At 71.4% G+C, this 23,830-nt stretch carries 24 protein-coding genes and 2 pseudogenes; 15 read left to right on the top strand and 11 right to left on the bottom strand.

Annotated features, from left to right (window positions below; translation table 11 throughout):
* The first annotated feature begins 50 nt into the window (after positions 1 to 50).
* From RMT89_RS32940 to RMT89_RS32915, 6 genes and pseudogenes are all read left to right on the top strand, one after another.
* A complete protein-coding gene (locus RMT89_RS32940; protein ID WP_315887408.1) occupies positions 51 to 1,289 on the top strand; it encodes a MurT ligase domain-containing protein in 1,239 nt (412 codons plus the stop codon).
* A 23-nt stretch (positions 1,290 to 1,312) separates the two neighbouring features.
* On the top strand, positions 1,313 to 2,041 hold the full coding sequence (locus tag RMT89_RS32935) for a glutamine amidotransferase (protein ID WP_315887407.1): 729 nt from the start codon (positions 1,313 to 1,315) through the stop codon (positions 2,039 to 2,041).
* Between the two features lie 214 nt (positions 2,042 to 2,255).
* Positions 2,256 to 3,281: a 6-phosphofructokinase gene (locus RMT89_RS32930; RefSeq protein ID WP_315887406.1), complete on the top strand. Its 1,026-nt coding sequence runs from the start codon at positions 2,256 to 2,258 to the stop codon at positions 3,279 to 3,281.
* Between the two features lie 116 nt (positions 3,282 to 3,397).
* On the top strand, positions 3,398 to 4,348 hold the full coding sequence (locus tag RMT89_RS32925) for a cytochrome c oxidase assembly protein (protein ID WP_315887405.1): 951 nt from the start codon (positions 3,398 to 3,400) through the stop codon (positions 4,346 to 4,348).
* Positions 4,349 to 4,462: 114 nt separating this feature from the next.
* Positions 4,463 to 4,918 (top strand): annotated as a pseudogene (locus tag RMT89_RS32920) (septum formation family protein); the annotation flags it as partial.
* Positions 4,919 to 4,931: 13 nt separating this feature from the next.
* Positions 4,932 to 5,102: a hypothetical protein gene (locus RMT89_RS32915; protein WP_315887404.1), complete on the top strand. Its 171-nt coding sequence runs from the start codon at positions 4,932 to 4,934 to the stop codon at positions 5,100 to 5,102.
* Between the two features lie 3 nt (positions 5,103 to 5,105).
* Here the strand turns inward: RMT89_RS32915 and RMT89_RS32910 are convergent, their stop codons facing one another.
* Genes RMT89_RS32910 through RMT89_RS32895 form a run of 4 tightly spaced genes read right to left on the bottom strand, consistent with a single transcriptional unit; the run spans position 5,106 to position 9,145 of the window.
* Complete coding sequence (locus tag RMT89_RS32910; protein WP_315887403.1) at positions 5,106 to 6,311, bottom strand: histidine kinase; 1,206 nt, start codon at positions 6,309 to 6,311, stop codon at positions 5,106 to 5,108.
* Positions 6,308 to 8,017, bottom strand: a complete 1,710-nt coding sequence (locus RMT89_RS32905; RefSeq protein ID WP_315887402.1) for a cation acetate symporter — start codon at positions 8,015 to 8,017, stop codon at positions 6,308 to 6,310. Before RMT89_RS32905 ends, RMT89_RS32910 begins: the two co-directional genes overlap by 4 nt.
* 7 nt (positions 8,018 to 8,024) lie before the next feature.
* Entirely contained in the window at positions 8,025 to 8,393 is a 369-nt protein-coding gene (locus RMT89_RS32900) for a hypothetical protein (protein WP_315887401.1), read from the bottom strand.
* Between the two features lie 2 nt (positions 8,394 to 8,395).
* Positions 8,396 to 9,145, bottom strand: coding sequence for a LytTR family DNA-binding domain-containing protein (locus RMT89_RS32895; RefSeq protein WP_315887400.1), 750 nt, complete (start codon positions 9,143 to 9,145; stop codon positions 8,396 to 8,398).
* 78 nt (positions 9,146 to 9,223) lie between these two features.
* On the opposite strand from RMT89_RS32895, the gene RMT89_RS32890 reads away from it, so the two are divergent.
* The 6 genes from RMT89_RS32890 to RMT89_RS32865 all read left to right on the top strand — a co-directional run bounded on the left by RMT89_RS32890 (position 9,224) and on the right by RMT89_RS32865 (position 16,641).
* The gene (locus RMT89_RS32890) at positions 9,224 to 9,727 is read left to right on the top strand and encodes an Lrp/AsnC family transcriptional regulator (protein WP_315887399.1); all 504 of its coding nucleotides are present in this window, start codon (positions 9,224 to 9,226) and stop codon (positions 9,725 to 9,727) included.
* Between the two features lie 122 nt (positions 9,728 to 9,849).
* Entirely contained in the window at positions 9,850 to 10,671 is an 822-nt protein-coding gene (gene ddaH / locus RMT89_RS32885; RefSeq protein ID WP_315887398.1) for a dimethylargininase, read from the top strand.
* Complete coding sequence (gene rocD / locus RMT89_RS32880) at positions 10,668 to 11,885, top strand: ornithine--oxo-acid transaminase (protein WP_315887397.1); 1,218 nt, start codon at positions 10,668 to 10,670, stop codon at positions 11,883 to 11,885. The genes ddaH and rocD overlap by 4 nt, the downstream gene beginning before the upstream one ends.
* 110 nt (positions 11,886 to 11,995) lie before the next feature.
* Entirely contained in the window at positions 11,996 to 14,452 is a 2,457-nt protein-coding gene (locus RMT89_RS32875; RefSeq protein ID WP_315887396.1) for a SpoIIE family protein phosphatase, read from the top strand.
* A 69-nt stretch (positions 14,453 to 14,521) separates the two neighbouring features.
* Positions 14,522 to 15,751, top strand: a complete 1,230-nt coding sequence (locus RMT89_RS32870) for a SpoIIE family protein phosphatase (protein WP_315887395.1) — start codon at positions 14,522 to 14,524, stop codon at positions 15,749 to 15,751.
* Positions 15,752 to 15,918: 167 nt separating this feature from the next.
* Positions 15,919 to 16,641: a lysophospholipid acyltransferase family protein gene (locus RMT89_RS32865; RefSeq protein ID WP_315887394.1), complete on the top strand. Its 723-nt coding sequence runs from the start codon at positions 15,919 to 15,921 to the stop codon at positions 16,639 to 16,641.
* Positions 16,642 to 16,692: 51 nt separating this feature from the next.
* Here the strand turns inward: RMT89_RS32865 and RMT89_RS32860 are convergent, their stop codons facing one another.
* The 6 genes from RMT89_RS32860 to RMT89_RS32835 form a co-directional block, all read right to left on the bottom strand.
* Entirely contained in the window at positions 16,693 to 17,484 is a 792-nt protein-coding gene (locus tag RMT89_RS32860) for an urease accessory protein UreD (RefSeq protein ID WP_315887393.1), read from the bottom strand.
* Positions 17,448 to 18,128: an urease accessory protein UreG gene (gene ureG / locus RMT89_RS32855; RefSeq protein WP_315887392.1), complete on the bottom strand. Its 681-nt coding sequence runs from the start codon at positions 18,126 to 18,128 to the stop codon at positions 17,448 to 17,450. The genes RMT89_RS32860 and ureG overlap by 37 nt, the downstream gene beginning before the upstream one ends.
* A gap of 124 nt (positions 18,129 to 18,252) precedes the next feature.
* On the bottom strand, positions 18,253 to 18,927 hold the full coding sequence (locus RMT89_RS32850) for an urease accessory UreF family protein (protein ID WP_315887391.1): 675 nt from the start codon (positions 18,925 to 18,927) through the stop codon (positions 18,253 to 18,255).
* Positions 18,927 to 20,648 (bottom strand): urease subunit alpha, encoded by a 1,722-nt coding sequence (locus RMT89_RS32845; RefSeq protein ID WP_315887390.1) that lies wholly within the window; start codon positions 20,646 to 20,648, stop codon positions 18,927 to 18,929. Before RMT89_RS32845 ends, RMT89_RS32850 begins: the two co-directional genes overlap by 1 nt.
* Positions 20,641 to 20,952, bottom strand: a complete 312-nt coding sequence (locus tag RMT89_RS32840) for an urease subunit beta (RefSeq protein ID WP_315887389.1) — start codon at positions 20,950 to 20,952, stop codon at positions 20,641 to 20,643. Before RMT89_RS32840 ends, RMT89_RS32845 begins: the two co-directional genes overlap by 8 nt.
* Positions 20,953 to 20,963: 11 nt before the next feature.
* Entirely contained in the window at positions 20,964 to 21,266 is a 303-nt protein-coding gene (locus tag RMT89_RS32835) for an urease subunit gamma (protein WP_315887388.1), read from the bottom strand.
* A gap of 160 nt (positions 21,267 to 21,426) precedes the next feature.
* On the opposite strand from RMT89_RS32835, the pseudogene RMT89_RS32830 reads away from it, so the two are divergent.
* A pseudogene (locus RMT89_RS32830) lies at positions 21,427 to 22,153 on the top strand (ABC transporter permease); the annotation flags it as partial.
* 164 nt (positions 22,154 to 22,317) lie between these two features.
* On the opposite strand, the gene RMT89_RS32825 reads toward RMT89_RS32830, so the two are convergent.
* The gene (locus RMT89_RS32825) at positions 22,318 to 22,605 is read right to left on the bottom strand and encodes a type II toxin-antitoxin system Phd/YefM family antitoxin (RefSeq protein ID WP_315887387.1); all 288 of its coding nucleotides are present in this window, start codon (positions 22,603 to 22,605) and stop codon (positions 22,318 to 22,320) included.
* Positions 22,606 to 22,680: 75 nt separating this feature from the next.
* Between RMT89_RS32825 and RMT89_RS32820 the strand changes: the two genes are divergently transcribed.
* Entirely contained in the window at positions 22,681 to 23,298 is a 618-nt protein-coding gene (locus tag RMT89_RS32820; RefSeq protein ID WP_315887386.1) for an ATP-dependent Clp protease proteolytic subunit, read from the top strand.
* 7 nt (positions 23,299 to 23,305) lie between these two features.
* Positions 23,306 to 23,614 carry a hypothetical protein gene (locus RMT89_RS32815; RefSeq protein WP_315887385.1) on the top strand — a complete coding sequence of 103 codons (309 nt, stop codon included), beginning with the start codon at positions 23,306 to 23,308 and terminating at the stop codon, positions 23,612 to 23,614.
* The last annotated feature ends 216 nt before the right edge of the window (positions 23,615 to 23,830 follow it).

Here is a 23,830-nt window from a genome sequence, read left to right as displayed (position 1 = left end):
ATGGATCTCGATAGGCTGACCACCTACGACGTTGGGAGGATCGAGGACTGATGGCAGGCAACTCGGACCCGCTCACTCCGCGGGCCAAGATCGCCGTTACCGCGGGCAAGGCGGTCGCGGCGGCTTCGCGCGCCGCTGGGCGCGGCAGCGGTTCGGTGATCGGTGGCCGGGTGGCGCTCAAGCTCGACCCCGACCTCCTCGCACGGCTCGCGCAGAACCTGGACGTGGTCCTGGTGTCGGCGACCAATGGCAAGACCACGACCACCCGGCTCATCGCGGAGGCGCTGCGCGCCGCGGGCCCGGTCGTCTCCAACGCGCTCGGCGCCAACATGCCCGCCGGCATCACCTCCGCGCTGGCCGGTGGCTCGGAGGCCCGCTACGGCGTCATCGAGGTCGACGAGAAGTACCTCGCCGGCGTCGCCCGGGACACCGACCCCAAGTGCATCGCCCTGCTGAACCTCTCCCGCGACCAGCTCGACCGCGCCGCCGAGACCCGGATGCTCGCCGAGAACTGGCGTGAGGGTCTCGCGGGGTCGAAGGCCGTGATCGTCGCCAACGCCGACGACCCGCTGGTGGTGTGGGCCGCGTCCTCCTCCCCCAATGTGATCTGGGTCGCCGCCGGGCAGATGTGGAAGGACGACGCCTGGTCCTGCCCGTCCTGCGGCGGCGTGATGCAGCGGCCGGGCGACGACTGGTTCTGCGGTGAGTGCGGGTTCCGGCGGCCGACGCCGAGCTGGGCGCTCTCGGGGGACCACGTCCTCGATCCGCACGGCTCCGCCTGGCCCATTCACCTTCAGCTGCCGGGCCGCGCCAACAAGGCCAACGCCGCCTCCTCGGCCGCCGTCGCCGCCGTGTTCGGGGTGCCGCCGCAGGTGGCCCTGGAGCGCATGTACCAGGTGCAGGCCGTCGCCGGACGGTACGACGTCGTCCAGTTCCAGGGACGCGATCTGCGCCTGCTGCTCGCGAAGAACCCGGCCGGCTGGCTCGAAACGTTCTCCCTGATCGACCCGCCGCCCACCCCGGTGATCCTCTCGGTCAACGCGCGCGGCGCCGACGGCACCGACACCTCCTGGCTGTGGGACGTCGACTACACGCGTCTGACCGGGCACCCGATCTGTGTCATCGGTGACCGCAAGCTGGACCTCGCGGTGCGTCTGGAAGTGGCGAACCAGCACTTCCAGGTCTGCGAGAACCTCGACCAGGCCGTGCAGCTGTGCCCGCCGGGGCGGATCGAGGTCATCGCCAACTACACCGCGTTCCAGGACCTGCGCCGCCGGGTCGGCAACTGAGCACGAGACTTCAGGGGACTTAAGTGAGCGACAACCAACTGCGGGTCGTCTGGATCTACCCGGACCTGCTCAGCACCTACGGCGACCAGGGCAACGTCCTCGTCGTGGAGCGGCGGGCCCGGCAGCGCGGCCTGGACGTGGCCCGGCTCGACGTGCGCAGCGACCAGCCGATCCCGACCTCCGGAGACATCTACCTGATCGGCGGCGGCGAGGACCGTCCGCAGCGGCTCGCGGCCGAGCGGCTGCGCCGGGACGGCGGTCTGCACCGGGCCGTGGGCAACGGCGCGATCGTCTTCTCGGTGTGCGCCGGCTACCAGATCCTCGGCCACGAGTTCATCAACGACCTCGGCCAGCGCGAGCCAGGGCTCGGTCTGCTGGACGTGGTGTCCGTGCGCGGCGAGGGCGAGCGGTGCGTCGGTGACGTGCTCGGCGACATCGACCCGCGGCTCGGTCTGCCCCCGCTGACCGGCTTCGAGAACCACCAGGGCGTCACCCACCTCGGCCCCACCGCCCGCCCCCTCGCCCAGGTCCGCCTCGGCAACGGCAACGGCACGGGCGACGGCACGGAGGGCGCGTACAACGACACGGTCTTCGGTACGTACATGCACGGCCCCGTGCTCGCCCGCAACCCGCTCATCGCCGACCTGCTGCTGAAGCTGGCGCTGGACGTCAACGCGCTGCCGCCGACCGACGACCGCTGGTACGAGGCGCTGCGCAACGAGCGGATCGCGGCGGCGCAGCAGCCCGCGTGACGCGCGCGCTCCAGAGGTACTGAAGCCGCCTTCCAGCGCGTGCTGCCACCGTGCTCATCGGGCCCGCCTGACGGCTCGTCCGCTCACATGTGCGGGCGCGTCCAGCAGGCGGACGCCCGGTACGGTGCCACCCCCTCACGCCGGTAGGGTGGCCGGGATCAAGCCGGACAGCGTGGTCCGGTCCCCGGCCCACGTTGAGAAGGTATTTCGGGCTATGCGCATTGGTGTCCTCACGTCCGGCGGCGACTGCCCCGGCCTGAACGCCGTCATCCGGTCCGTCGTGCACCGTGCCGTCGTCGACCACGGCGACGAGGTCATCGGTTTCCGGGACGGCTGGAAAGGCCTTCTGGAGTGCGACTACCTCAAGCTCGACCTGGACGCGGTGGGCGGCATCCTCGCCCGCGGCGGCACCATCCTCGGTTCCTCCCGGGTCCAGCCCTCGCATCTGCGGGACGGCGTGGAGCGGGCCAAGGGCCATGTGGAGGAGCTCGGGCTCGACGCGATCATCCCGATCGGCGGTGAGGGGACGCTGAAGGCGGCCCGGCTGCTGTCGGACAGCGGTCTGCCCATCGTGGGCGTGCCGAAGACCATCGACAACGACATCGCCGTCACCGACGTCACCTTCGGTTTCGACACCGCGGTCGGTGTCGCGACCGAGGCGCTGGACCGGCTGAAGACGACCGCCGAGTCGCATCAGCGGGTGCTGGTCGTGGAGGTCATGGGCCGCCACACCGGCTGGATCGCCCTGCACTCCGGCATGGCGGCCGGCGCGCACGCCGTCGTCGTTCCGGAACGGCCCTTCGACATCGAGGAGTTGGCCCGCAAGGTCGGCGAGCGGTTCGAGGCGGGCAAGCGGTTCGCGATCGTCGTCGCGGCGGAGGGCGCCAAGCCCGCGCCGGGCTCCATGGAGTTCGACGAGGGCGGCAAGGACATCTACGGGCACGAGCGCTTCGCCGGTATCGCCCGGCAGCTCTCCATCGAGCTGGAGCACCGGCTCGGCAAGGAGGCCCGGCCGGTGATCCTCGGGCATGTGCAGCGCGGCGGTACGCCCACCGCGTACGACCGTGTCCTCGCGACCCGGTTCGGATGGCACGCCGTGGAGGCCGTGCACCGCGGCGAGTTCGGGATGATGACCGCGCTGCGCGGCACCGACATCGTGATGGTGTCGCTGGCCGAGGCCGTGGAGACGCTGAAGACGGTGCCGGAGGACCGGTACGCCGAGGCGGAGTGCGTCCTCTAGCCCAGCCGGTAGTCCAGCCGAGAACAATCCGCCCCCGGTCACGAGCGTGACCGGGGGCCGTTCTAATGTGAGGGCCGGACAGACTTGCACAACCCCCACGAAACAGGAGCCGCCTGATGGATCACAGCGGGCACGGCATGATGATGGATCTGCCGCCGTTCACGCTGGGGCGGGGGCTCCAATGGTCACCGGATCCGTTCTTCCTCGTCGCCTGTCTGCTCGGGCTCGGCCTGTACGGCTGGGGTGTGGTGCGGCTGCGGCGGCGCGGGGACTCCTGGCCGGTGGCCCGTACGGTGTCGTACGTCGTCGGAGTGCTGACCATCGCGCTGGTGATGTGCACCCGGCTGAACGACTACGGCATGGTCATGTTCAGTGTGCACATGGTGCAGCACATGGTGATCAGCATGCTGTCGCCGATCCTCATCCTGCTCGGCGCCCCGGTCACCCTGGCGCTGCGCGCGCTGCCGGTCGCGGGCAAGGGCCGCAAGGGGCCGCGCGAACTGCTGCTGGCGCTGCTGCACAGCCGCTACATGCGGATCGTCACGCACCCGGCCTTCACCATTCCGCTGTTCATCGCGAGCCTTTACGCGCTGTACTTCACTCCGCTCTTCGACTTCCTGATGGGCTCCAAGGTGGGGCACACCGGCATGATGGTGCACTTCCTCGCCGTGGGCGTGGTCTTCTTCTGGCCGATCATCGGCGTGGACCCGGGGCCGAACCGGCCCGGCTATCTGATGCGGATGCTGGAGCTGTTCGCGGGCATGCCGTTCCACGCGTTCTTCGGGATCGCGCTGATGATGGCGTCGTCCCCGATGGTCAAGACCTTCCAGAACCCGCCCGCCTCGCTCGGCATCGACGCGCTCTCCGACCAGAACGCCGCCGGCGGTATCGCCTGGGCGTTCAGCGAAATCCCGTCCGTGCTGGTACTGATCGCGCTGCTGTTCCAGTGGTACGGCTCGGAGCAACGGCAGGCGAAGCGTCAGGACCGGGCCGCCGACCGCGACGGCGACAAGGAACTGGAGGCCTACAACGCCTATTTGGCCTCACTGGACGCACGGGGCAACTGAGCGGCCTGAGCGGCTTTTCCGTTCAGTAGCATGCATCGCGTCGGGGGAACCGCCCGGGGGGAGCGGTGATGACGGGATCATCGGCGTCGGGAGTGGGCCGGGTCATCGCCGGCGCGGGCCTTCGCCGTGGTCCCGACCGACGCGGGATTCGCGGCGGCCGGGCGGCGGCCCGCCTGTCTGGTGCTGGGCGCGCACGGGCCGGTGTACGGGCCGCTCGGCGGGCACCGCAAGGCCGGTTCCGCCTTCGCGGACACGGCGACCATGCAGCGTCGGGACTGCCTGGACGTACGTTCGAATCGGGAGGCGCGCCTGGTGTCCTGCGCGGGCCCGCACGACGAGCAGGTGCTCGGGTTCACCCGTCTGGACGAAGATGTCACGCTCACCGAGGCGCGTGCCGAGTCCGATCCGGCCTGTGCCGGTGAGGTGCCGCCGCGCGACTACGGATTCGACCCCTCCGTCCATACGGCCGGGTCGTGGACCCGCCAGGGGCGCTGGAAATCGGGCACACATTTCGTCGTGTGCACCGTCCGGAAGCAGAACGGGGGCACCATGGAGGGGGACGGACCATGAGGAGGGTGTTGCGATGCCCGGTTCTACGGACGGTTCTACGCGGACGATGGGGGTGCTCACCGTCGGCGGACTCGTCGTGGTGACGGCCTACACGGTGGCGCTCGGCAGCAACGGCTGGCTGTGGTTCGGCTGGGTCGTGCTCGGGCTGATCACCCTGGGCATGGTGGTCACCCGCCCGACGTGACGCTCAGGCGCCGGTCAGCCGGCCCGCGGAGTGCACGCCCGGCTGGTACTTCGGCAGCCGGGCGGTGACCTTCATCCCCGCACCCATGGCGGTCTCGATGACGAGGCCGTAGTCGTCTCCGTAGACCTGACGGAGCCGGTCGTCGACGTTGGAAAGGCCGATCCCTCCGGACGGGCTGACCTCCCCGGCGAGGATGCGGCGCAGCAGGACGGGGTCCATGCCCACACCGTCGTCCTCGATGACGACGAGCGCCTCCGCCCCCGCGTCCTGCGCGGTGATGCTGATCCGGCACTTGTCGGTCCTGCCCTCCAGGCCGTGTTTGACGGCGTTCTCGACGAGCGGCTGGAGGCAGAGGAAGGGCAGGGCGACCGGCAGTACCTCGGGGGCGATCTGGAGGGTGACGGAGAGGCGGTCGCCGAAGCGTGCCCGCACCAGCGCCAAGTAGTGGTCGATGGCGTGGAGTTCGTCGGCGAGGGTGGTGAAGTCGCCGTGCCTGCGGAACGAGTAGCGGGTGAAGTCGGCGAACTCCAGGAGCAGTTCGCGGGCGCGCTCGGGGTCGGTGCGGACGAAACTGGCGATCACCGCGAGTGAGTTGAAGATGAAGTGCGGGGATATCTGGGCCCGGAGTGCCTTGATCTCGGCCTCGATCAGCCGGGTCCGGGACTGGTCCAGGTCCGCGAGCTCCAACTGGACGGAGACCCAGCGGGCGACCTCTCCGGCCGCGCGGACCAGGACCGCGGACTCGCGGGGCGCGCAGGCGACGAGGGTGCCGTGGACGCGGTCGTCGACGGTGAGGGGGGCGACGACCGCCCAGCGCAAGGGGCAGTCGGGGGTGTCGCAGGTCAGCGGGAAGGCCTCGCCGCGGCCCGACTCCAGCGGTCCCGCCAGCCGCTGCATGATCTCGGCCCGATGGTGACCACCGACGCCGTCCCAGGCCAGCACCTGTTTCTGGTCGGTCAGACACAGGGCGTCCGTGCCGAGCAGCAAGCGCAGTCGGCGGGCCGACTTCCGGGCCGTCTCCTCCGTCAGTCCCGCCCGCAGCGGGGGCGCGGCGAGGGAGGCGGTGTGCAGGGTCTCGAAGGTGGCGTGCTCGACAGGGGTACCGAGGCCGCCCTGGCTCTCGGGACGTGCGGTACGCCGGCCCAGCCAGAAGCCCGCGGCCAGCAGGGGAAGGATGGCCACGCACAGTCCGGCGATGAACCCACTCATGCCTTCACCTCCGCCAGTTCCTCCGGCAGATGGAACCGGGCCAGGATCGCCGCCGTCCCGGCCGGGACCCTGCTCGGGGTGGCCAGGGACACCAGGATCATCGTGAGGAAGCCCAGCGGCACCGACCAGAGCGCCGGCCAGGCCAGCAGGGCGTGCAGAGCGCCGGTGCCGGGGAAACCGGCCATCGTCGCGGCGACGGCGAGCAGCGCGGAGCCGCCGCCCACCAGCATTCCGGCCGCCGCGCCCTGCGGGGTGAGCCTGCGCCACCAGATGCCGAGCACGAGCAGCGGGCAGAAGGAGGACGCGGACACGGCGAAGGCGAGCCCCACGGCATCGGCCACCGGCAGCCCGCCGACCAGGGCGCTGGCCGCGAGCGGTACGGCCATCGCGAGGAGCGTGCCGAGCCTGAAGTGCCGTACGCCGCGCGAGGGGAGGACGTCCTGGGTGAGGACGCCCGCGACCGCCATGGTCAGCCCGGAGGCGGTCGACAGGAACGCGGCGAAGGCGCCCCCGGCCACCAGCGCGCCCAGCAGATCGCCGCCCAGCCCGCCGATCATCCGCTCGGGCAGCAGCAGCACGGCGGCGTCGGCGTCGCCGGTGAGGGTGAGTTCGGGTGCGTACAGGCGGCCGAGGGCGCCGTAGACCGGGGGCAGCAGGTAGAAGGCGCCGATCAGTCCGAGGACGGCGACGGTGGTGCGGCGGGCGGCGACGCCGTGCGGGCTGGTGTAGAAGCGGACGACGACATGCGGCAGGCCCATGGTGCCGAGGAAGGTGGCGAGAATCAGTCCGTACGTGGCGTACAGCGGACGTTCGCCGCGGCTCTCGGCCTGGGAGGGCGACAGGCCGCCGTCGCCGTTGCGTTCGGCCTCGGGGACGGCGGCGCCCTCGGCGAACGTCAACCGGGTGCCGGCCTCGATGCGATGGGTGCCGACGGGGAGTTCGAGCCGCTGGTCCTCGTGGGGGCGGCCGTCGACGGTGCCGCTCACCGTGACGGTCAGCGGGCGCTCCAGGCGCAGGTCGAGGCTGTCGTCGACGCGGACCGAGCGCTGCTCGCGGAAGGCGGCGGGTTCGTCGAAGGCGTGGTCCGGGGCGCCGTCGCTCTGCCAGGCGAGCACCAGGAACAGGGCGGGCACCAGCAGGGCCGTGAGTTTCAGCCAGTACTGGAAGGCCTGCACGAAGGTGATGCTGCGCATACCGCCCGCGGCGACGATGGCCACCACCACGACCGCCACGATCACCCCGCCCAGCCAGTCGGGCGCGTCGGTGAGCACGGTCAGCGTCAGTCCGGCGCCCTGGAGCTGGGGCAGCAGATAGAGCCAGCCGACCCCGACCACGAAGGCTCCGGCCAGCCGTCGTACCGCCGAGGAGGCGAGCCTGGCCTCGGCGAAGTCGGGGAGCGTGTAGGCGCCGGAGCGGCGCAGCGGGGCGGCGACGAAGAGGAGCAGGACGAGATATCCGGCGGTGTAGCCGACCGGGTACCAGAGCATGTCGGGGCCCTGGACGAGGACGAGGCCCGCGATGCCGAGGAAGGAGGCGGCGGAGAGGTACTCGCCGCTGATGGCGGCGGCGTTGAGGCGGGGGCCGACGGTGCGGGAGGCGACGTAGAAGTCGGAGGTGGTGCGGGAGATGCGCAGGCCGAAGGCGCCGACGAAGACGGTCGCCAGGACGACCAGCGCGACGGCGGGGACGGCGTAGTTCTCGTTCACTTGCCCCTCAGCGGTCCTGGTCCTCGACGAGACGGACGAAGTCCCGCTCGTTGCGTTCGGCGCGCCCCACGTACCAGCGGGCGAGCAGGACGAGCGGGGCGTACAGGCAGAAGCCGAGGATCGTCCATTCCAGGCGGTCGGAGTCCGGGATGGTGGCGAACAGCAGCGGCAGGGGGCCGATGAGGAGTCCGAGCACGGCGACCACGGCCAGGGCGGCGCGCAGTTGGGAGCGCATCAGGGAGCGGACGTAGGTGTGGCCGAGCGTGGTCTGCTCGTCGATCTCGGTGCGCGGGCGGTAGTAGCCGGACGTGGGACGGGTGCGCCGGGGCGGTCCGGTGACGACGACACGGCGCTCGGCGGGGTCCTGGTTCGGCACCGTCAGGGCCTCCTCATCAGCAGGTCCCGCAGCTCGCGCGCGTGGCGCCGGCTGACCTGGAGTTCCTCGGTGCCGACCAGGACGCTCACCGTGCCCGCGTCCAGGCGGAGTTCGCCGATGTGGCGCAGGGCGACCAGATGACGGCGGTGGATACGGACGAAGCCGCGGGAGCGCCAGCGCTCCTCCAGGGTGGACAGCGGGATACGGACGAGATGGCTGCCCTTGTCGGTGTGCAGCCGGGCGTAGTCGCCCTGGGCCTCGACATGGGTGATGTCGTCGACGGAGACGAACCGGGTCACCCCGCCGAGTTCGACGGGTATGTGGTCGGGGTCGGGCTCGTGCACGGGTATGCGCGGGCCGGTCTCGATCAGTTCGGCGGCCCGGCGTACGGCCTCGCCGAGGCGCTCCTTGCGAACGGGCTTGAGGACGTAGTCGACGGCCTTGAGGTCGAAGGCCTGGACGGCGAAGTCCTCGTGGGCGGTGACGAACACGACCAGCGGCGGCTTGGCGAACCCGGTGAGCAGCCGGGCCAGGTCGAGGCCGTCGAGTCCCGGCATGTTGATGTCGAGGAAGACGACGTCGATCGCCTCGGGCCCGGCGGGCCCCGACTCCAGCGCGCGGTTGATCCGGCGCAGCGCCTCGGTGGCGTCCCCGGCGCCCTCCGCGCTGCCGATGCGGGGATCGGCGTTGAGGAGGTACACCAGTTCCTCCAGCGAGGGGCGTTCGTCGTCGACAGCCAGGGCGCGCAGCATGAACGTGGAGTGTAGGAGCAATTCGTACGCCTGCACACGGGCCGAGGTGTGGACGTCTGCGCTGGATAGGGTGCCGCCATGAACAGCAGGCCCACGCCGTTCGACGAGCTCGACCGGAAGATCATCACCGCCCTGATGGCGAACGCCAGGACCAGTTTCGCCGAGATCGGCGCGGAGGTCGGGCTGTCCTCCACGGCGGTCAAGCGGAGGGTGGACCGGCTGCGGGAGTCCGGCGTGATCACCGGGTTCACGGCGACGGTGAAACCTTCGGCGCTGGGCTGGCGCACGGAGGCGTACGTCGAGGTGTACTGCGAGGGCGCGGCCCCGCCCCGGCGGCTCGCGGAGGTGGTCCGCAACCATCCGGAGATCACCGCGGCGATGACGGTGACGGGCGGCGCGGACGCGCTGCTGCACGTACGGGCGCGGGATGTGGAGCACTTCGAGGAGGTGCTGGAGCGGATCCGCGTGGAGCCGTTCATCCGGAAGACGATCAGCGTGATGGTGCTGTCCCATCTCCTCCCGGAAAGCCCGGAGGCGGGCGCCAGCCACGCGGCGCCGGACGGCGCAGCAGACCTGCGCTGAGCCGGGAGAACACGCAGCATTCCTGCGTGAACACGCAGTCCTCCTTCCTTGTCGGGCGTCTGGGTCACTTCCTACCTTGGTGTCAACCCAGTCCACACCGCAGGAAGCGGAGGAACCCCTCTGTGCCCGAAAGCCGTGTGCCGCGCCGACGGCGCTTTCTCGTCTGTGAACCCAGACATTTCGGCGTGCAGTACGCGATCAATCCCTGGATGCGCCCGGACGTCCGGGTCGACGTCGATCTGGCCCGGGAGCAGTGGCAGTCGCTGATCCGCGCCTACCGCTCCCACGGCCACACCGTCGACACGGTGGAGCCGGTCCCCGGCCTGCCCGACATGGTCTTCGCCGCCAACTGCGCGGTCGTCGTGGACGGCCGTGTCTTCGGCTCCCTCTTCCACGCGCCCGAGCGCCGTCCCGAGTCCACCCACTACGAGACCTGGTTCAAGGCGTCCGGATTCGACGTCTACCGCCCGGAGTCCGTGTGCGAGGGCGAGGGCGACCTGGTCCCCACGGGCCGGTACGTACTGGCCGGCACCGGCTTCCGCACGACCCGTGAGGCCCATCGCGAGGTGCAGGAGTTCTTCGGCGTCCCGGTGATCAGCCTGACGCTGGTGGACCCGTACTTCTACCACCTGGACACCGCGCTGTTCGTGCTGGACGAGAGCCCCGCGGAAAACATCGCCTACTACCCGGAGGCCTTCTCGCCGGGCAGCCGCGAGGTCCTGCGGCGCCTGTACCCGGACGCCGTGCTGGCCACGCGTGAGGACGCGATGAGCTTCGGCCTCAACTCCGTCTCCGACGGACGGCATGTCTTCATCTCGCCGGAGGCGACGGCCCTCGCCGACCAGCTGGACCGCCGTGGCTACCTCCCCGTCCCCGTCGACCTGTCCGAGCTGCGCAAGGCCGGCGGCGGCATCAAGTGCTGCACCCAGGAGATCCGCTCATGACCGCACCCGCCCGCACCCGTACGTCCGCCGAACTGATCCGTGCGGAGGAGCCCGTCCTCGCGCACAACTACCACCCGCTGCCCCTGGTCGTCGCCCGCGCCGAGGGCACCTGGGTGGAGGACGTCGAGGGCCGCCGCTACCTGGACATGCTGGCCGGCTACTCGGCGCTCAACTTCGGCCACCGCCACCCCGGCCTGATCGAAGCGGCACACCGTCAGCTGGACCGGCTCACCCTCACCTCGCGCGCCTTCCACAACGACAAGCTCGCCGAGTTCGCCGAGCGCCTGGCCGCGCTGACCGGGCTGGACATGGTGCTGCCCATGAACACCGGCGCCGAGGCGGTCGAGAGCGCCGTCAAGGTGGCCCGCAAGTGGGCGTACGAGATCAAGGGAGTCCCGGCCGACCAGGCGACCATCGTGGTCGCGGCGGACAACTTCCACGGCCGTACGACGACGATCGTCAGCTTCTCCACCGACGAGACCGCCCGCAGCGGCTTCGGCCCCTTCACCCCGGGCTTCCGGGTCGTGCCGTACAACGACCTGGCGGCGCTGGAGGAGGCCGTCGACGACACCACGGCGGCGGTGCTCATCGAGCCCATCCAGGGCGAGGCGGGCGTACTGATCCCGGACGACGGCTATCTGGCCGGAGTGCGGGAGCTGACCCGCCGCAAGGGCTGTCTGTTCATCGCGGACGAGATCCAGTCGGGCCTCGGCCGCACCGGCCGTACCCTCGCCGTCGAGCACGAGTCGGTCGTCCCCGACATGCTGCTCCTCGGCAAGGCGCTGGGCGGCGGCATCGTCCCGGTGTCCGCGGTGGTGGCCCGGCGGGATGTGCTCGGGGTGCTGCGGCCCGGCGAGCACGGTTCGACCTTCGGCGGCAATCCGCTGGCCGCGGCGGTCGGCACGGCGGTGGTGGAGCTGCTGGAGACGGGCGAGTTCCAGCGCCGGGCGGCCGAGCTGGGTGTCGGCCTGCGGGACGGACTGACGGAGCTGGTCGGCAAGGGCGTCGTCGGCTTCCGGGCGCGCGGCCTGTGGGCGGGCGTGGACATCGACCCGGCCGTGGGCACCGGACGCGAGATCGGTGAGCGGCTGATGCGGGAGGGTGTGCTGGTCAAGGACACCCACGGTTCCACCATCCGGCTGGCGCCGCCGCTGACGATCACCGCCGAGGAACTGACGGGGGCGCTGGCCTCACTGGAGAAGGTGCTGGCCTGACCCGCGGTGGCCATCCGTCGTCCGCGCTGCGAGGGTGAACACTGGGATCAGAGGTGGTAGACCACTGACGTAGACCGCTCTCAGCGACCCCAGCGACGGAGAGGTCGGCCGTGGGCACAGAAGAGGAGCACGCCGCGGAGCGGCATCGGTTCGATGTGGCCGATGCCGCGCCCGTGCTGCTCGACGCCCAGGGACTGGTGACCTGCTGGACCAGCGGCGCCCAGCGGCTGCTGGCGTACGGGGCGGCGGACGTGGTGGGCCGGCCGGTCTCCGTCCTGCTGTCGGCCGAGGACGCGGCGCGCGTGCCCGAACTGGCCGAACGCTGTCGCCGGGACGGCGGCTGGGCGGGTCTGCTGACCGCCCGGCGCGCGGACGGCCGTGAGGTGCGGGTCATGGTGCGGGTCGTCGCGGCGCCCGAGCCGGACGGTCCGGCGCGCTGGCTGGCGCTGCTGTCGGAGATGGAGCAGGCACCCGGGTGGGACATGAGCCGGACGGTGCTGGAGCAGATGGTGGCCCGCTCGCCCGTCGGCATAGCGATCGTGGACACCGACCTCAGGTTCGTCTGGTCCAACGCGGCGCTGGAGCAGTTCGGCGGCGGACCGGCGTATCAGCGGCTGGGGCGGCGGCTCGCGGACATACAGCCCGGTCTGGACGCAGCGGGCGTCGAGAACCAGATGCGGCGGGTGCTGGAGACCGGCGAGCCGGTGGTCGGGTACGAGCATCTGGGCCATGTGCGCTCCGCCCCGCACCGGGAGACGGCGCACATGATGTCGTTCACCCGGCTCGACGACGACCGGGGCCGGGCGATGGGCGTGTACTACACGGTCGTCGACGTCAGCGAGCGGCACCGGGCCCGCCGGCGGCTCGCCCTGCTGGACCGGGCCGGCCGCCACATCGGCCGCACCCTGGACGTGGTGCACACCGCCCAGGAGCTGGCCGACGTGGCCGTCCCGGGCTTCGCCGACCTGGTCTGGGTGGACCTGCTGGAGTCGGTGCTGAGCGGCGGGGAGCCCGCGTCCGGACCGCTGAGCGACCACGAGCCCGTGGAGCTGCGCCGGGCGGGCCACCGCTCGGTGAGCGAGGACGAGGCCGTCGGCATCGGATCGGTCGCCACCTACCTGGCCGGATCACCGCCGATCCGCTGTCTGACCACCGGCAGCTCGTGGCGCGCGGAACAGCTCGACCCGCTCGCCCGGGGGTGGGCGACGGACCTGCTCGGGCGGGAGGCCACCTTGCGGGAGCTGGGGCTGCACAGCGTGATGATCGTGCCGGTCCGCGCGCGCGGCGTCACCCTGGGCATCACCGCGTTCGTGCGGCGGGGCCGCAAGGAGCCCTTCGACGAGGACGATCTGCGGCTCGCCGAGGACCTGGTGTCGCGGGCCGCGGTCTGCGTGGACAACGCCCGCCGCTACACCCGTGAACGCGACGCGGCCCTGGTCCTGCAGCGCAGTCTGCTCCCGCACCGGCTGAGCGACCAGGACGCCGTGGAGGTCGCCGCCTGCTACCGGCCCGCCGACGAGCTGACCGGCCTCGGCGGCGACTGGTACGACGTGGTGCCGTTGTCCGGGGCGCGGGTCGCCCTGGTGGTGGGCGAGGTGCCCGGACACGGCATCGGCGCGGCGGCGGCCATGGGACGGCTGCGTACGGCCGTACGGACGCTCGCCGCGCTGGATCTGCGGCCGGAGGAGGTGCTGGCCCATCTCGACGACCTGGTCGGGCGGTCGGCCCGGGACGACGGGGTGGCGCCGTACGTCGCGAGCACCGAGGGCGCCGACAGCATGCGGGCGGTGGGGTCCGGGTGTGTGTACGCGGTGTACGACCCGGTCGACGGGCAGTGCACCCTGGCCGCCGCGGGCCACCCCTCCCCGGCCGTGGTGCTGCCCGGGGGCGAGGTCACCTTCGTCGATCTGCCGCAGGGCCCGGCGCTCGGTGTCGGCGGTCCGCCCTTCGAGTCGGTCGAGATGGTGCTGGCCGAGGGCAGCACCCTCGCCCTGTACACGGACGGTCTGCTGGCCCGCGGGGACTCCGGGGCCATCGACGCGGACCCGGACCGGCTGCGGCCGGCCCTGGAACGCCCGGCGGCCTCGCTCGCGCTGCACTCCCGGGCCGTGGTCGACGCGCTGGTCCCGGTGCGGCCGCACGACGACGTGGTGCTGCTGATGGCCCGCACCCGGCTGCTCGGCGACGACCAGGTCGCGGACTGGGACCTGCCGAGCGACCCCGCCGTGGTCGCCGACGCCCGCAAGGGCGCCACCCGCCAGCTGACCGAGTGGGGCCTTGAGCCGCTGGCCTTCACCACCGAGCTGGTCGTCAGCGAACTGGTCACCAACGCCATCCGGCACGCCACCGGCCCCATCCGGCTGCGGCTGATCAGGGAGCGCTCACTGATCTGCGAGGTCTTCGACGGCGGTGCCTCCGCACCGCATCTGCGCCATCCCCGCGTCACCGACGAGGGCGGCCGCGGGCTGCTGCTGGTGTCCCAGTTCGCCCAGCGGTGGGGCACCCGGTTCGCCCCCGAGGGCAAGATCATCTGGGCGGAGCAGTCGCTCACGGAGCCGGGGGAGTGATCGGCGCGCTCGGCGCGCCTGCCCTATGACATGCGAAACTGGTGTGATCCCGGTGGTGAGGCGGGAGCCATGAACGACACGGAGATCGACTACGCGGCGGTCTTCAAGGGCCTGCCCGGCATGGTGGCGCTGCTGACGCCCGAGCTGGTCTACGCGGACGTCAACGAGGACTTCCTGCGCGGGGCCGGGCGCAAGCGCGAGCAGGTGGTCGGCCACCACATCTTCGACGTCTTCCCGGAGAATCCCGACAACCCGACGGCAGAGGGCATGCGCAACGTCGAGGCCTCGATGCGCCGGGTCCTGGCCACCGGCGAGCGCGACACCATGGCCCTGCAGCGCTACGACGTCGAGTACCCCGACCGGCCGGGGCAGTGGGAGGAGCGCTACTGGAGCCCGGTCAACGCCCCGGTCCTCGGCCCCGACGGACAGGTCGTGCTGCTGGTGCACCGGGTCGAGGAGGTCACCGAGCTGATCCGGACCCATGGCGGCCCGACCGGCAGCCGCACCCGGGTACTGGAGGCCGAGCTGTACACCCGCGCGCGGGAGCTCCAGGAGCTCAACGACCGGCTCCGCCAGGCCCACGCCCGGGAACGGGAGGTGGCGCTGGCCCTCCAGGAGGCGATGCTCCCCGCCCGCCGCCAGGTCCGCCACCAGGCCGCCGCCGTGCGCTACAGGCCCGCGGTGGGCGCGCTCAACGTGTGCGGGGACTGGTACGACCTGGTCGACCTGGTGGGCGGCAACCGCATCGGGGTGTCCGTCGGCGACGTGGTCGGCCACGGCCTCGCCGCCGCCGGTGTCATGGGCCAGCTGCGCAGTGCGCTCAGCGCCGCCTCCCGTGTCGCCGCCGGGCCCGCCCAGGCGCTCGACGTCCTCGGCCGGTACGCCCATGTCGTGGACGGCGCGGAATCGGCCACCGCGGTCACCACGTTCGTCGACTTCGACCGCCACACCATCGCCTACAGCAGCGCGGGCCATCCGCCGCCCGTGCTGCTGCACGCCGACGGCCGCGTGGAGTTCCTCGACCGGGCCACCGACCCGCCGCTCGACGCCCGCCCCGACCCGGTCCCAAGGCCGCAGGCGGAGACCGGTTTCGCCGACGGCGCCACGCTCGTGCTGTACACCGACGGACTCGTCGAACGCCGACGGGAGGACATCGACGCCGGTCTCACCCGGCTCGCCGACTCCCTCGTCGCCCACTGCCACGACGATCCCGAGGCCCTGGCGGACGCGGTCCTGTTGGACCTGCTGCCACCGGGCGGCGCCACCGACGACACGGCACTGGTGGTGGTACGGCTGTGAGGTGAAGTGAGGGCCCTGTCAAGGTCGCCGGAAAGGTCTGCGCCACTCACCCCGGGCACGGTTACGGCCACGACCGCCTCCCCCTACACTGGCACCCCCACAACACGCCGGTTGACCTGCCGGAACATGGCAGTTGAGCCGATCCGCCGGAGTAGAGGAGCGACTCCTTGTTCTACTACCTGCTCAAGTACGTGTTGCTGGGCCCTCTTTTGAGACTTGTCTTCCGCCCCCGCACAGAAGGCCTGGAAAACGTTCCTTCGTCCGGAGCGGCCATCGTCGCGGGCAACCACCTCTCCTTCTCGGACCACTTCCTGATGCCCGCGATCCTCAAGCGGCGCATCACCTTCCTCGCCAAGGCCGAGTACTTCACCGGGCCCGGCCTCAGGGGCCGTCTGACGGCGTTCTTCTTCCGCAGCGCCGGCCAGATCCCGGTCGACCGCTCCGGCAAGGAAGCCGGCCAGGCCGCGATCCGCGAAGGCCTCGGAGTACTGGGCAAGGACGAGTTGCTGGGCATCTACCCGGAGGGCACCCGCTCCCACGACGGCCGTCTGTACAAGGGCAAGGTCGGGGTCGCGGTGATGGCGCTCAAGGCCGGGGTGCCGGTGATTCCCTGCGCGATGATCGGCACCTTCGAGGCCCAGCCGCCCGGCAAGGTCATCCCCAACATCCACCCCGTGGTCATCCGCTTCGGCAAGCCCCTGGACTTCTCCCGCTACGCCGGAATGGAGAACGAGAAGGCGATCCTGCGCGCCATCACCGACGAGATCATGTATGCCATCCTGTCCCTCTCCGAGCAGGAGTACGTCGACGAGTACGCGGCCGTCGCCAAGGCGAAGCAGGCCGAGGGCGAGCACAAGGCGCGCAGGTTCCCGAAGATGCCGCTCGGCTGAGCCTCCCGCCGCGGGCAAGACCCCTGGATCAACGGCGGTTGGCACCGGAACTCAGGCGACAGCCCCCAGCGCCTGGTCCAGCACTTGGCGCAGCACGCGCGCGTCCGGCGCGACGGCGGTCACGAGAGCGGCGGGTCCGGCCAGCGGAACCAGCACGGCGTTCTCGGCGAGGCGCCGGGAGGTCACGGGTTCGTCCGCGAACTCAGGGCGTACGATGACGAGTTGCCCGACCGCGCGATGTCCCGCCAGTCCGGCGGGCCCGTCCCAGCCGCCCGGTGCCCCGGGCCCGCAGGCCAGTTCCTGGTCGAGGACGGTCCGCCCGGCGATCCGGATGGTGAGCCGACTGGTGAGCCGCCCCGGCTCCTCCCCCACCCGTCCGAGCACCTGCTCCTCGCGCAGCACGAGCCGGGCGGTCGCACCGAGGTCGACCTGTGTGGTGACATACAGATCGCTGCCACCGGCGGAGATCAACTGCTCGGGCAGCCAGCGCAGTTCGCCGCCGTCGGCGACGGTGAGCCGTACGTCGTAGCGGGCGTCGCCCTTGGCCTGGCCCGGGAGGGCGATGGTCGCGGCGGCGGACCCGACGTTCAGCCGGGCGCCCTCCGCCACATCGGCCTCGACGGCGAACCGGTCACCGCCGAGCGGCCCGCTCATCGCGCCGACGAGCATGACCCGCGCCTCGCTCCCGCTCCCCCGGGTGCGCCGCAGGGCGAGGGGCCCATCCCCTTCCAGCACCGGCAACGCCGTGCCGCCCCTGCCGTCGCCGCGAGCACCGATCCGTGCCGTGGCGACGACTCCGGTCGCGATCACGCCGACCACGCGGCGAGCTGCGCACGCACCCATGCGGCGACGTCCCGCACCCCGTCCTCGGAACGCAACGACTGGAAGACGACCGGCAGTTCGGCCCGCTGCGCCTTGGCGTCGGCCGCCATGCGGGCGAGATCGGAGCCGACGTGAGGGGCGAGGTCGGTCTTGTTGACGACGAGCAGATCGGCGGTAGTGACCCCGGGCCCGCCCTTGCGCGGAATGTCATCACCCCCGGCGACATCGATCACAAAGATCTGCGCGTCGACGAGCCCCTTGGAGAAGGTGGCGGTGAGATTGTCCCCACCGGACTCCACAAGGATGAGCTGCAACGGCCCGACCTCGTCTTCGAGATCCTCGACGGCTTCGAGGTTGGCGGAGATGTCGTCCCGAATCGCGGTATGCGGACAGGCACCTGTCTCGACGGCGGTGATCCGCTCGGGAGGCAGCACGGCCTCACGCAACAGGAACTCGGCATCCTCCCGCGTATAGATGTCATTGGTGACGACGGCCAACGACAACTCGTCCCGCAGGGCCCGACACAGCGCGGCAACCGTAGCGGTCTTCCCGGACCCCACGGGCCCACCGAGCCCGATCCGAAGAGCACGACGGGAGCCGTCGGGGCGACGGGCGTCGGCGCTGGGGGCGGGGGTGTCGTGGGAGTGAGAGTGGTCAAGATGCATGAAACGGCTCCGTTTGTTCAGCCCGTCCGGCGTTCGAGGACGAGGCCCCTCAAGGGCCGGACGGGGGTCTGGGGGCGGAGCCCCCAGGGGTCGGGAACGGGAAGGGGCGGCGGGGGCGAAGAGCTCAGGACGCGAACAACCGCACGGCCCAGGACGCATGCACCTCCGCCCCGATCTCCAGCAAGGGCGAAGACCCCGCAGGCAGCGCATCAACCCCCTCGTCGGCAGCCCGCCGCGCCGCCTCCACCGCCCCATCCACCACAAGGTCCATCTCAGGAGCCAGCCGAGCCAACACCGCCGTAGCCTCGAACGGATCAAGACTCAGCAACCGCACGGTCGCAGACGCGGGCCCACTGACACTCTCGTACACCGCGCAGTACGCCGCATCCACGGGCCCGAGCCCAGCCTCCCGAGCCACAATCCCCAACACCACGGGCTGGTGGGCCCCCTTGGGGAACTCCCGAGCCAGAGCATCGAGCTCACCCGACGGCCAGGCAGCCCGAGCGGCCCGCATCAACTGCCGCCCCAGCTTCCGCGCGGCACCGCGCAGGGCAGGCGAAGGCGTACGCGCTTCCGCGGCCTCGTCCAACGCCCGAGGATCCACCCCGAGCACGGCAGCCGCAGCGAGTGCCGCGGCTACCCGACCCGCCGTATGCAATCGCCCCCGGCAGAAGTCCTCCAGACTCGCGGCCCCGGTCACCCGCCCCGCCTTGACGGCCGCCTCCGCCCCGCCGGAGTGCGCGTGCCCTCCGGCGGGAAACCGCCCGTCGGCCAGTACAAGAAGCGCTGCCCTGGACATCAGAAGAGGAAGTACCGCTGGGCCATGGGCAGTTCGGCGGCAGGAGTGGCCTCGACCAGCTCCCCGTCGATGTGCACGGCAAAACTGTCGGGATCCACACGCACCTCCGGCCGGGCGGAGTTCTCCCGCATATCGGCCTTGGTGACACCCCGAGTCGACTCGATCCCCACAAACCGCTTACCGAGCTGAAGCCGCTCGGGCAACCCGTCCTCGATCGCCAACGGAGCGACGAAGTTCAGGGAGTTCGAGGCGGGGCCCCGCCCGATCGCCCCGAACATCGGCCGGGGAAGAATCGGCTGCGGCGTGGGAATCGACGCATTGGCGTCGCCCATCTGCGCGTACGCGATCTGCCCGCCCTTGAGGACGAGTTGCGGCTTGACGCCGAAGAACGCCGGCTCCCACAGCGCCAGATCGGCGAGCTTCCCGGTCTCCACGGACCCGACCTGCCCCGCGATCCCCTGGGCGAGCGCGGGGTTGATCGTGTACTTGGCGATGTACCGCCGTACCCGACGATTGTCCGCGCGCCCGTCCCCAGGCAGCGCCCCCCGCCGTCCCTTCATCACATGCGCGGTCTGCCAGGTCCGCATGACGACCTCGCCGACCCGTCCCATGGCCTGCGCGTCGGAGGAGATGATCGAGATGGCGCCGAGGTCGTGCAGGATGTCCTCGGCGCCGATCGTCGAGGGCCGGATCCGGGACTCGGCGAAGGCGAGGTCCTCGGGCACGGCCGGGTTGAGGTGGTGGCACACCATCAGCATGTCGAGGTGTTCCTCGGCGGTGTTGACGGTGAACGGCCGTGTCGGGTTGGTGGAGCTGGGCAGCACATGCGGCTCGGAGACCACGGTCATGATGTCCGGTGCGTGCCCGCCGCCCGCACCTTCGGTGTGGTACGCGTGAATGCCCCGGCCACCGATGGCCGCCAGGGTGTCACCGACGAACCCGGCCTCGTTCAAGGTGTCGGTGTGGATGGCGACCTGGATGCCGGTACGGCCGGCGACGGTCAGCGAGGCGTCGATGACGGCGGGCGTGGACCCCCAGTCCTCGTGCAGCTTCAGCCCCATCGCTCCCCCACGGATCTGCGACAGCATCGCCTCGTGCGAGACGGTGTTGCCCTTGCCGAGGAAGCCGATGTTGAGGGGATAGGCCTCCATCGCCTCCAGCATCCGCGCCAGATGCCACGGCCCCGGCGTCACGGTGGTCGCCTTGGAGCCCTCCGCCGGTCCGGTGCCGCCGCCGATCAGCGTGGTGATCCCCGCCGCCAGCGCCTCGTCGGCGATCTGCGGGCAGATGAAGTGGACGTGCGCGTCGATGGCACCGGCCGTGAGGATCCGCCCGTTGCCCGCGATGATCTCGGTCTCGGGGCCGATGACGAGGTCGGGGTGGACCCCGTCCATCGTGTCGGGGTTGCCCGCCTTGCCGATGCCGGTGATCCGCCCGTCGCGGATACCGACGTCGGCCTTGACGATCCCCCAGTGGTCGATCACGACCGCGCCGGTGATGACCGTGTCCGGGGTGCCTTCTGCGCGCGTGGCGCGCGACTGTCCCATGGACTCACGGATGACCTTGCCGCCGCCGAACACGGCCTCGTCACCGGCGAGTCCGGGGCCGCCGGAGCGGTCCTCCTCGATCTCGACCAGCAGATCTGTGTCGGCGAGCCGGATCCGGTCACCGGTCGTCGGGCCGAACAGATCGGCGTACGCGGCACGCGAGATCTCAGGCATCGAGGGCACCTCCGGTCTCCCCGCGCAGGCCGGGCACGATACGGGCGCCGGCGAGCGGGACGAGTTCGACGTCGACGGGGATCCCGGGCTCGAAGCGCACGGCGGTACCGGCGGCGATGTTGAGCCGCTTGCCGCGGGCGGCGCCGCGGTCGAAGTCCAGACCGGGGTTGGCCTCGGCGAAGTGGTAGTGGGAGCCGACCTGGACGGGCCGGTCGGCGGCATTGAGGACGGTCAGCCGCGTGACCTCGCGGCCTTCGTTGTACGCGACGGGCTCGTCCGCGAACAGGATCTCTCCGGGAATCATCGCAACGCCCCTCAGACGATCGGCTCGTGGACGGTGACGAGCTTGGTGCCGTCCGGGAAGGTCGCCTCGACCTGGACGTCGTGGATCATCTCCGGTATGCCGTCCATCACGTCGTCCCGGGTGAGCAGCTTGCGCCCGGAGGCCATGAGCTCGGCGACCGTACGGCCGTCCCGCGCACCTTCGAGGATGTGCGAGGTGATGAGGGCGATGGTCTCGGGGTGGTTGAGCTTGAGCCCGCGGGCCCGGCGCTTCTCGGCGACGTCGGCCGCCACATGGATCAGCAGCCTCTCTTGCTCGTGCGGGGTCAGTTGCACAGCCCACCTCACAGTCCTCGCTCCGGACCGTGCAGGGCCCGGTTGCCGCAGCCACGGGCAAAGTCCCTGGTGGCGTGGAGGGAGGCTAGTTGGACCGAGTTTCAAGCAAGTTAACCGAGCTGTGATCCAGTCAGGCGCCCGGCCGCGGCTCCGCCATGCTCATCAGGGCGCGTTCGAGATCCACCGCTACGCCGACGAGGCCGCCGCCCGCGACGCCGTCGAGGACCGGTCCGTACGGCGCGCTCGTCGTCACCCCTGAGGGAACCAAGTTGCTCACCGCCTCCGCGGCGAGCCCGGTCGTGGCCCAGTTGCTCCAGGAACAGATGGGGCGGCAGGCCGACGCGACCGTCGACGTGGTGCCCGCGCCCGAGAACGACCCGCGGGGCGCGGCCCTGACCGCGAGCGTGCTGCCGCTCGCCCTGGCCGGCATCGCGGCCGGTGCCGTGGTGACCCTGCTCGGGCTGCGCGGCGCTCGGGGCGTGGCCGCTCTGGCCGGTTCCGCCGTGCTGGTGGGCGTCGCCGCCACCGCCGTGGCGAACAGCTGGCTGGAGGTCATCGACGGCAACTGGTGGGCGGACGCGGCGGTGCTCGGCCTGTCGACGCTTGCGGTGAGCGCCGCCGTCGCCGGCCTGGCCGCCCTGATCGGCCCCGCCGGGATCGGGATCACCGCGGGCCTGGTGATGCTGTTCGGCAACCCCTTCTCCGGGGCGGGCTCGGCGCCGGAGATGCTGCCCGAGCCGGTCGGCGTCATCGGGCAGTGGCTGCCGCCGGGCGCGGGCGCCGGCGCGCTGCGGTCGACGGCCTTCTTCGAGGGCGCCGGAGCGACCGGCCCCGTCCTGACGCTGACCTGGTGGGCGGCGCTGGGCCTGGGCGCCGTCCTGCTCGGCGCACTGCGGTCGACGGCCTTCTTCGACGGCGCCGGGGCGGCCGGCCCCGTCCTGACGCTGACCTGGTGGGCGGCGCTGGGCCTGGGCGCCGTCCTGCTCGGCGCCCTGCTGAAGCAGCGGACACAGGGCGAGCCGGCACCCGAGCGGGAGCTCGCCCCGGTGCCCTAGGAGGCGCCCGGCCCCCTGTGCTCGGCGGCGATACCGAAGCGCCGGTGTTCGCCGGGGGCGGAGGCGACCTCGCGGACGTTGGAGACCGCGCTGATCACCTGCTCCTCCGGGAGATCGGCGGGGTCCGCGAGCTGTTCGAGCCGTTCGAGGTCGGCGGCGGACACCAGCGCGACGAGGGGCTTGCCGTGCCGTGTCACGACGACGCGCTCACCGCCGTAGACCACCCGGTTGATCAGGTCGGCGAGCTCAGCCCTGGCTTGCGTCACCGGAATCTCGTAGGCCATACCCTCATCATAACGTCATGTACGTCCTGTACATTTTTTACAGAGACAGCCGTGCCGCCGAGGAGGGGGTTCGCCATGACCCGACCGTTCGCCCGCCATGTCCTGCCCGAGTTCACCGAACGCACCAGCTCCGGGACGAGGACGCTGGATCCCTACTCCAAGCTCCTGGAGGAGCGGATCGTCTTTCTCGGCACACAGGTGGACGACACCGCGGCCAATGACGTGATGGCGCAGTTCATGTACCTGGAGCACAAGGACCCGGACCGGGACATCTCCCTGTACGTCAACTCCCCCGGCGGTCCGTTCAGCGCCATGTCCGCGATCTACGACACCCTGCGGTACGTCAGCTGCGACGTGGAGACGATCCTGCTGGGCCAGGCCGGTCCGACCGCCGCGGTGCTGGTGGCCGCGGGCACGCCGGGCAAGCGGTTCGCCCTGCCGGGCGCGCGGGTGGTGCTCAGCCAGCCGGCGCTGCCCGAGCCTGTCGAGGGCCAGGCCGGCGATCTGGCCATCCAGGCCGACGAGTTGACGCGCGTTCGGGCCCGCCTGGAGGAGATGCTCGTACGGCACACCGGGCGCTCCCCGGAGCAGGTCCGCGCGGACATCGAGCGGGACAAGGTGCTCGACGCCCCGGGGGCACTGGAGTACGGCCTGGTGGACGCCCTCGTCCCGAGCCGCAAGGGCGCCAGGTGAGCCACGGATGCTGCCACCGGAGCTGCCGCCCCTGCCGGCCCTGACGCGTGCCGAGGGCGAGTTGATCGACCGTTACCTCGACGTGGTCGATCTGCTCGGGCGGATCAACCCCGCCCACCACGGCGACACCTACCGCGGGCTGCGCGCCGCCCAGGCGTTGGTCACCAAGGCGGCCGAACTGCGGGACGCGCTGACGCTCATGCACCAGCGGGGCGAGACCGAGGTGCACGCCCCCACGCTGGCGCGTGCGCTGCGTGTGCTGGACGGCGAACGCCGCACGGCCCGTGTCACGGTGCCCCCGCGCTCGGACAGTTGACGCAGGGGCCCGGTCCGGACCTCTCGCGCCGACCACGTGACGTCCGGACCGGCGTCGAAACGGACCAAACGAGGTACCCCCTTTCGGCGTAGCCGTATCCCCTTTTGCCGGCCCGTCAGGGTTGCGCGACGCGCGTAGCCTCAGCCCGGATCCACCGGCTGACGTCTGTGGACAACTTCTCCGGGAATGAAGAAGAGCCTTGTGACCTGCGATGAT

Origin of the sequence: Streptomyces sp. P17 (assembly GCF_032436805.1) — a bacterium.
Lineage (GTDB): Bacteria > Actinomycetota > Actinomycetes > Streptomycetales > Streptomycetaceae > Streptomyces.
The sequence above is the reverse complement of the archived record's forward strand: the minus strand, read 5'-3'. Positions and strand labels throughout refer to the sequence as shown.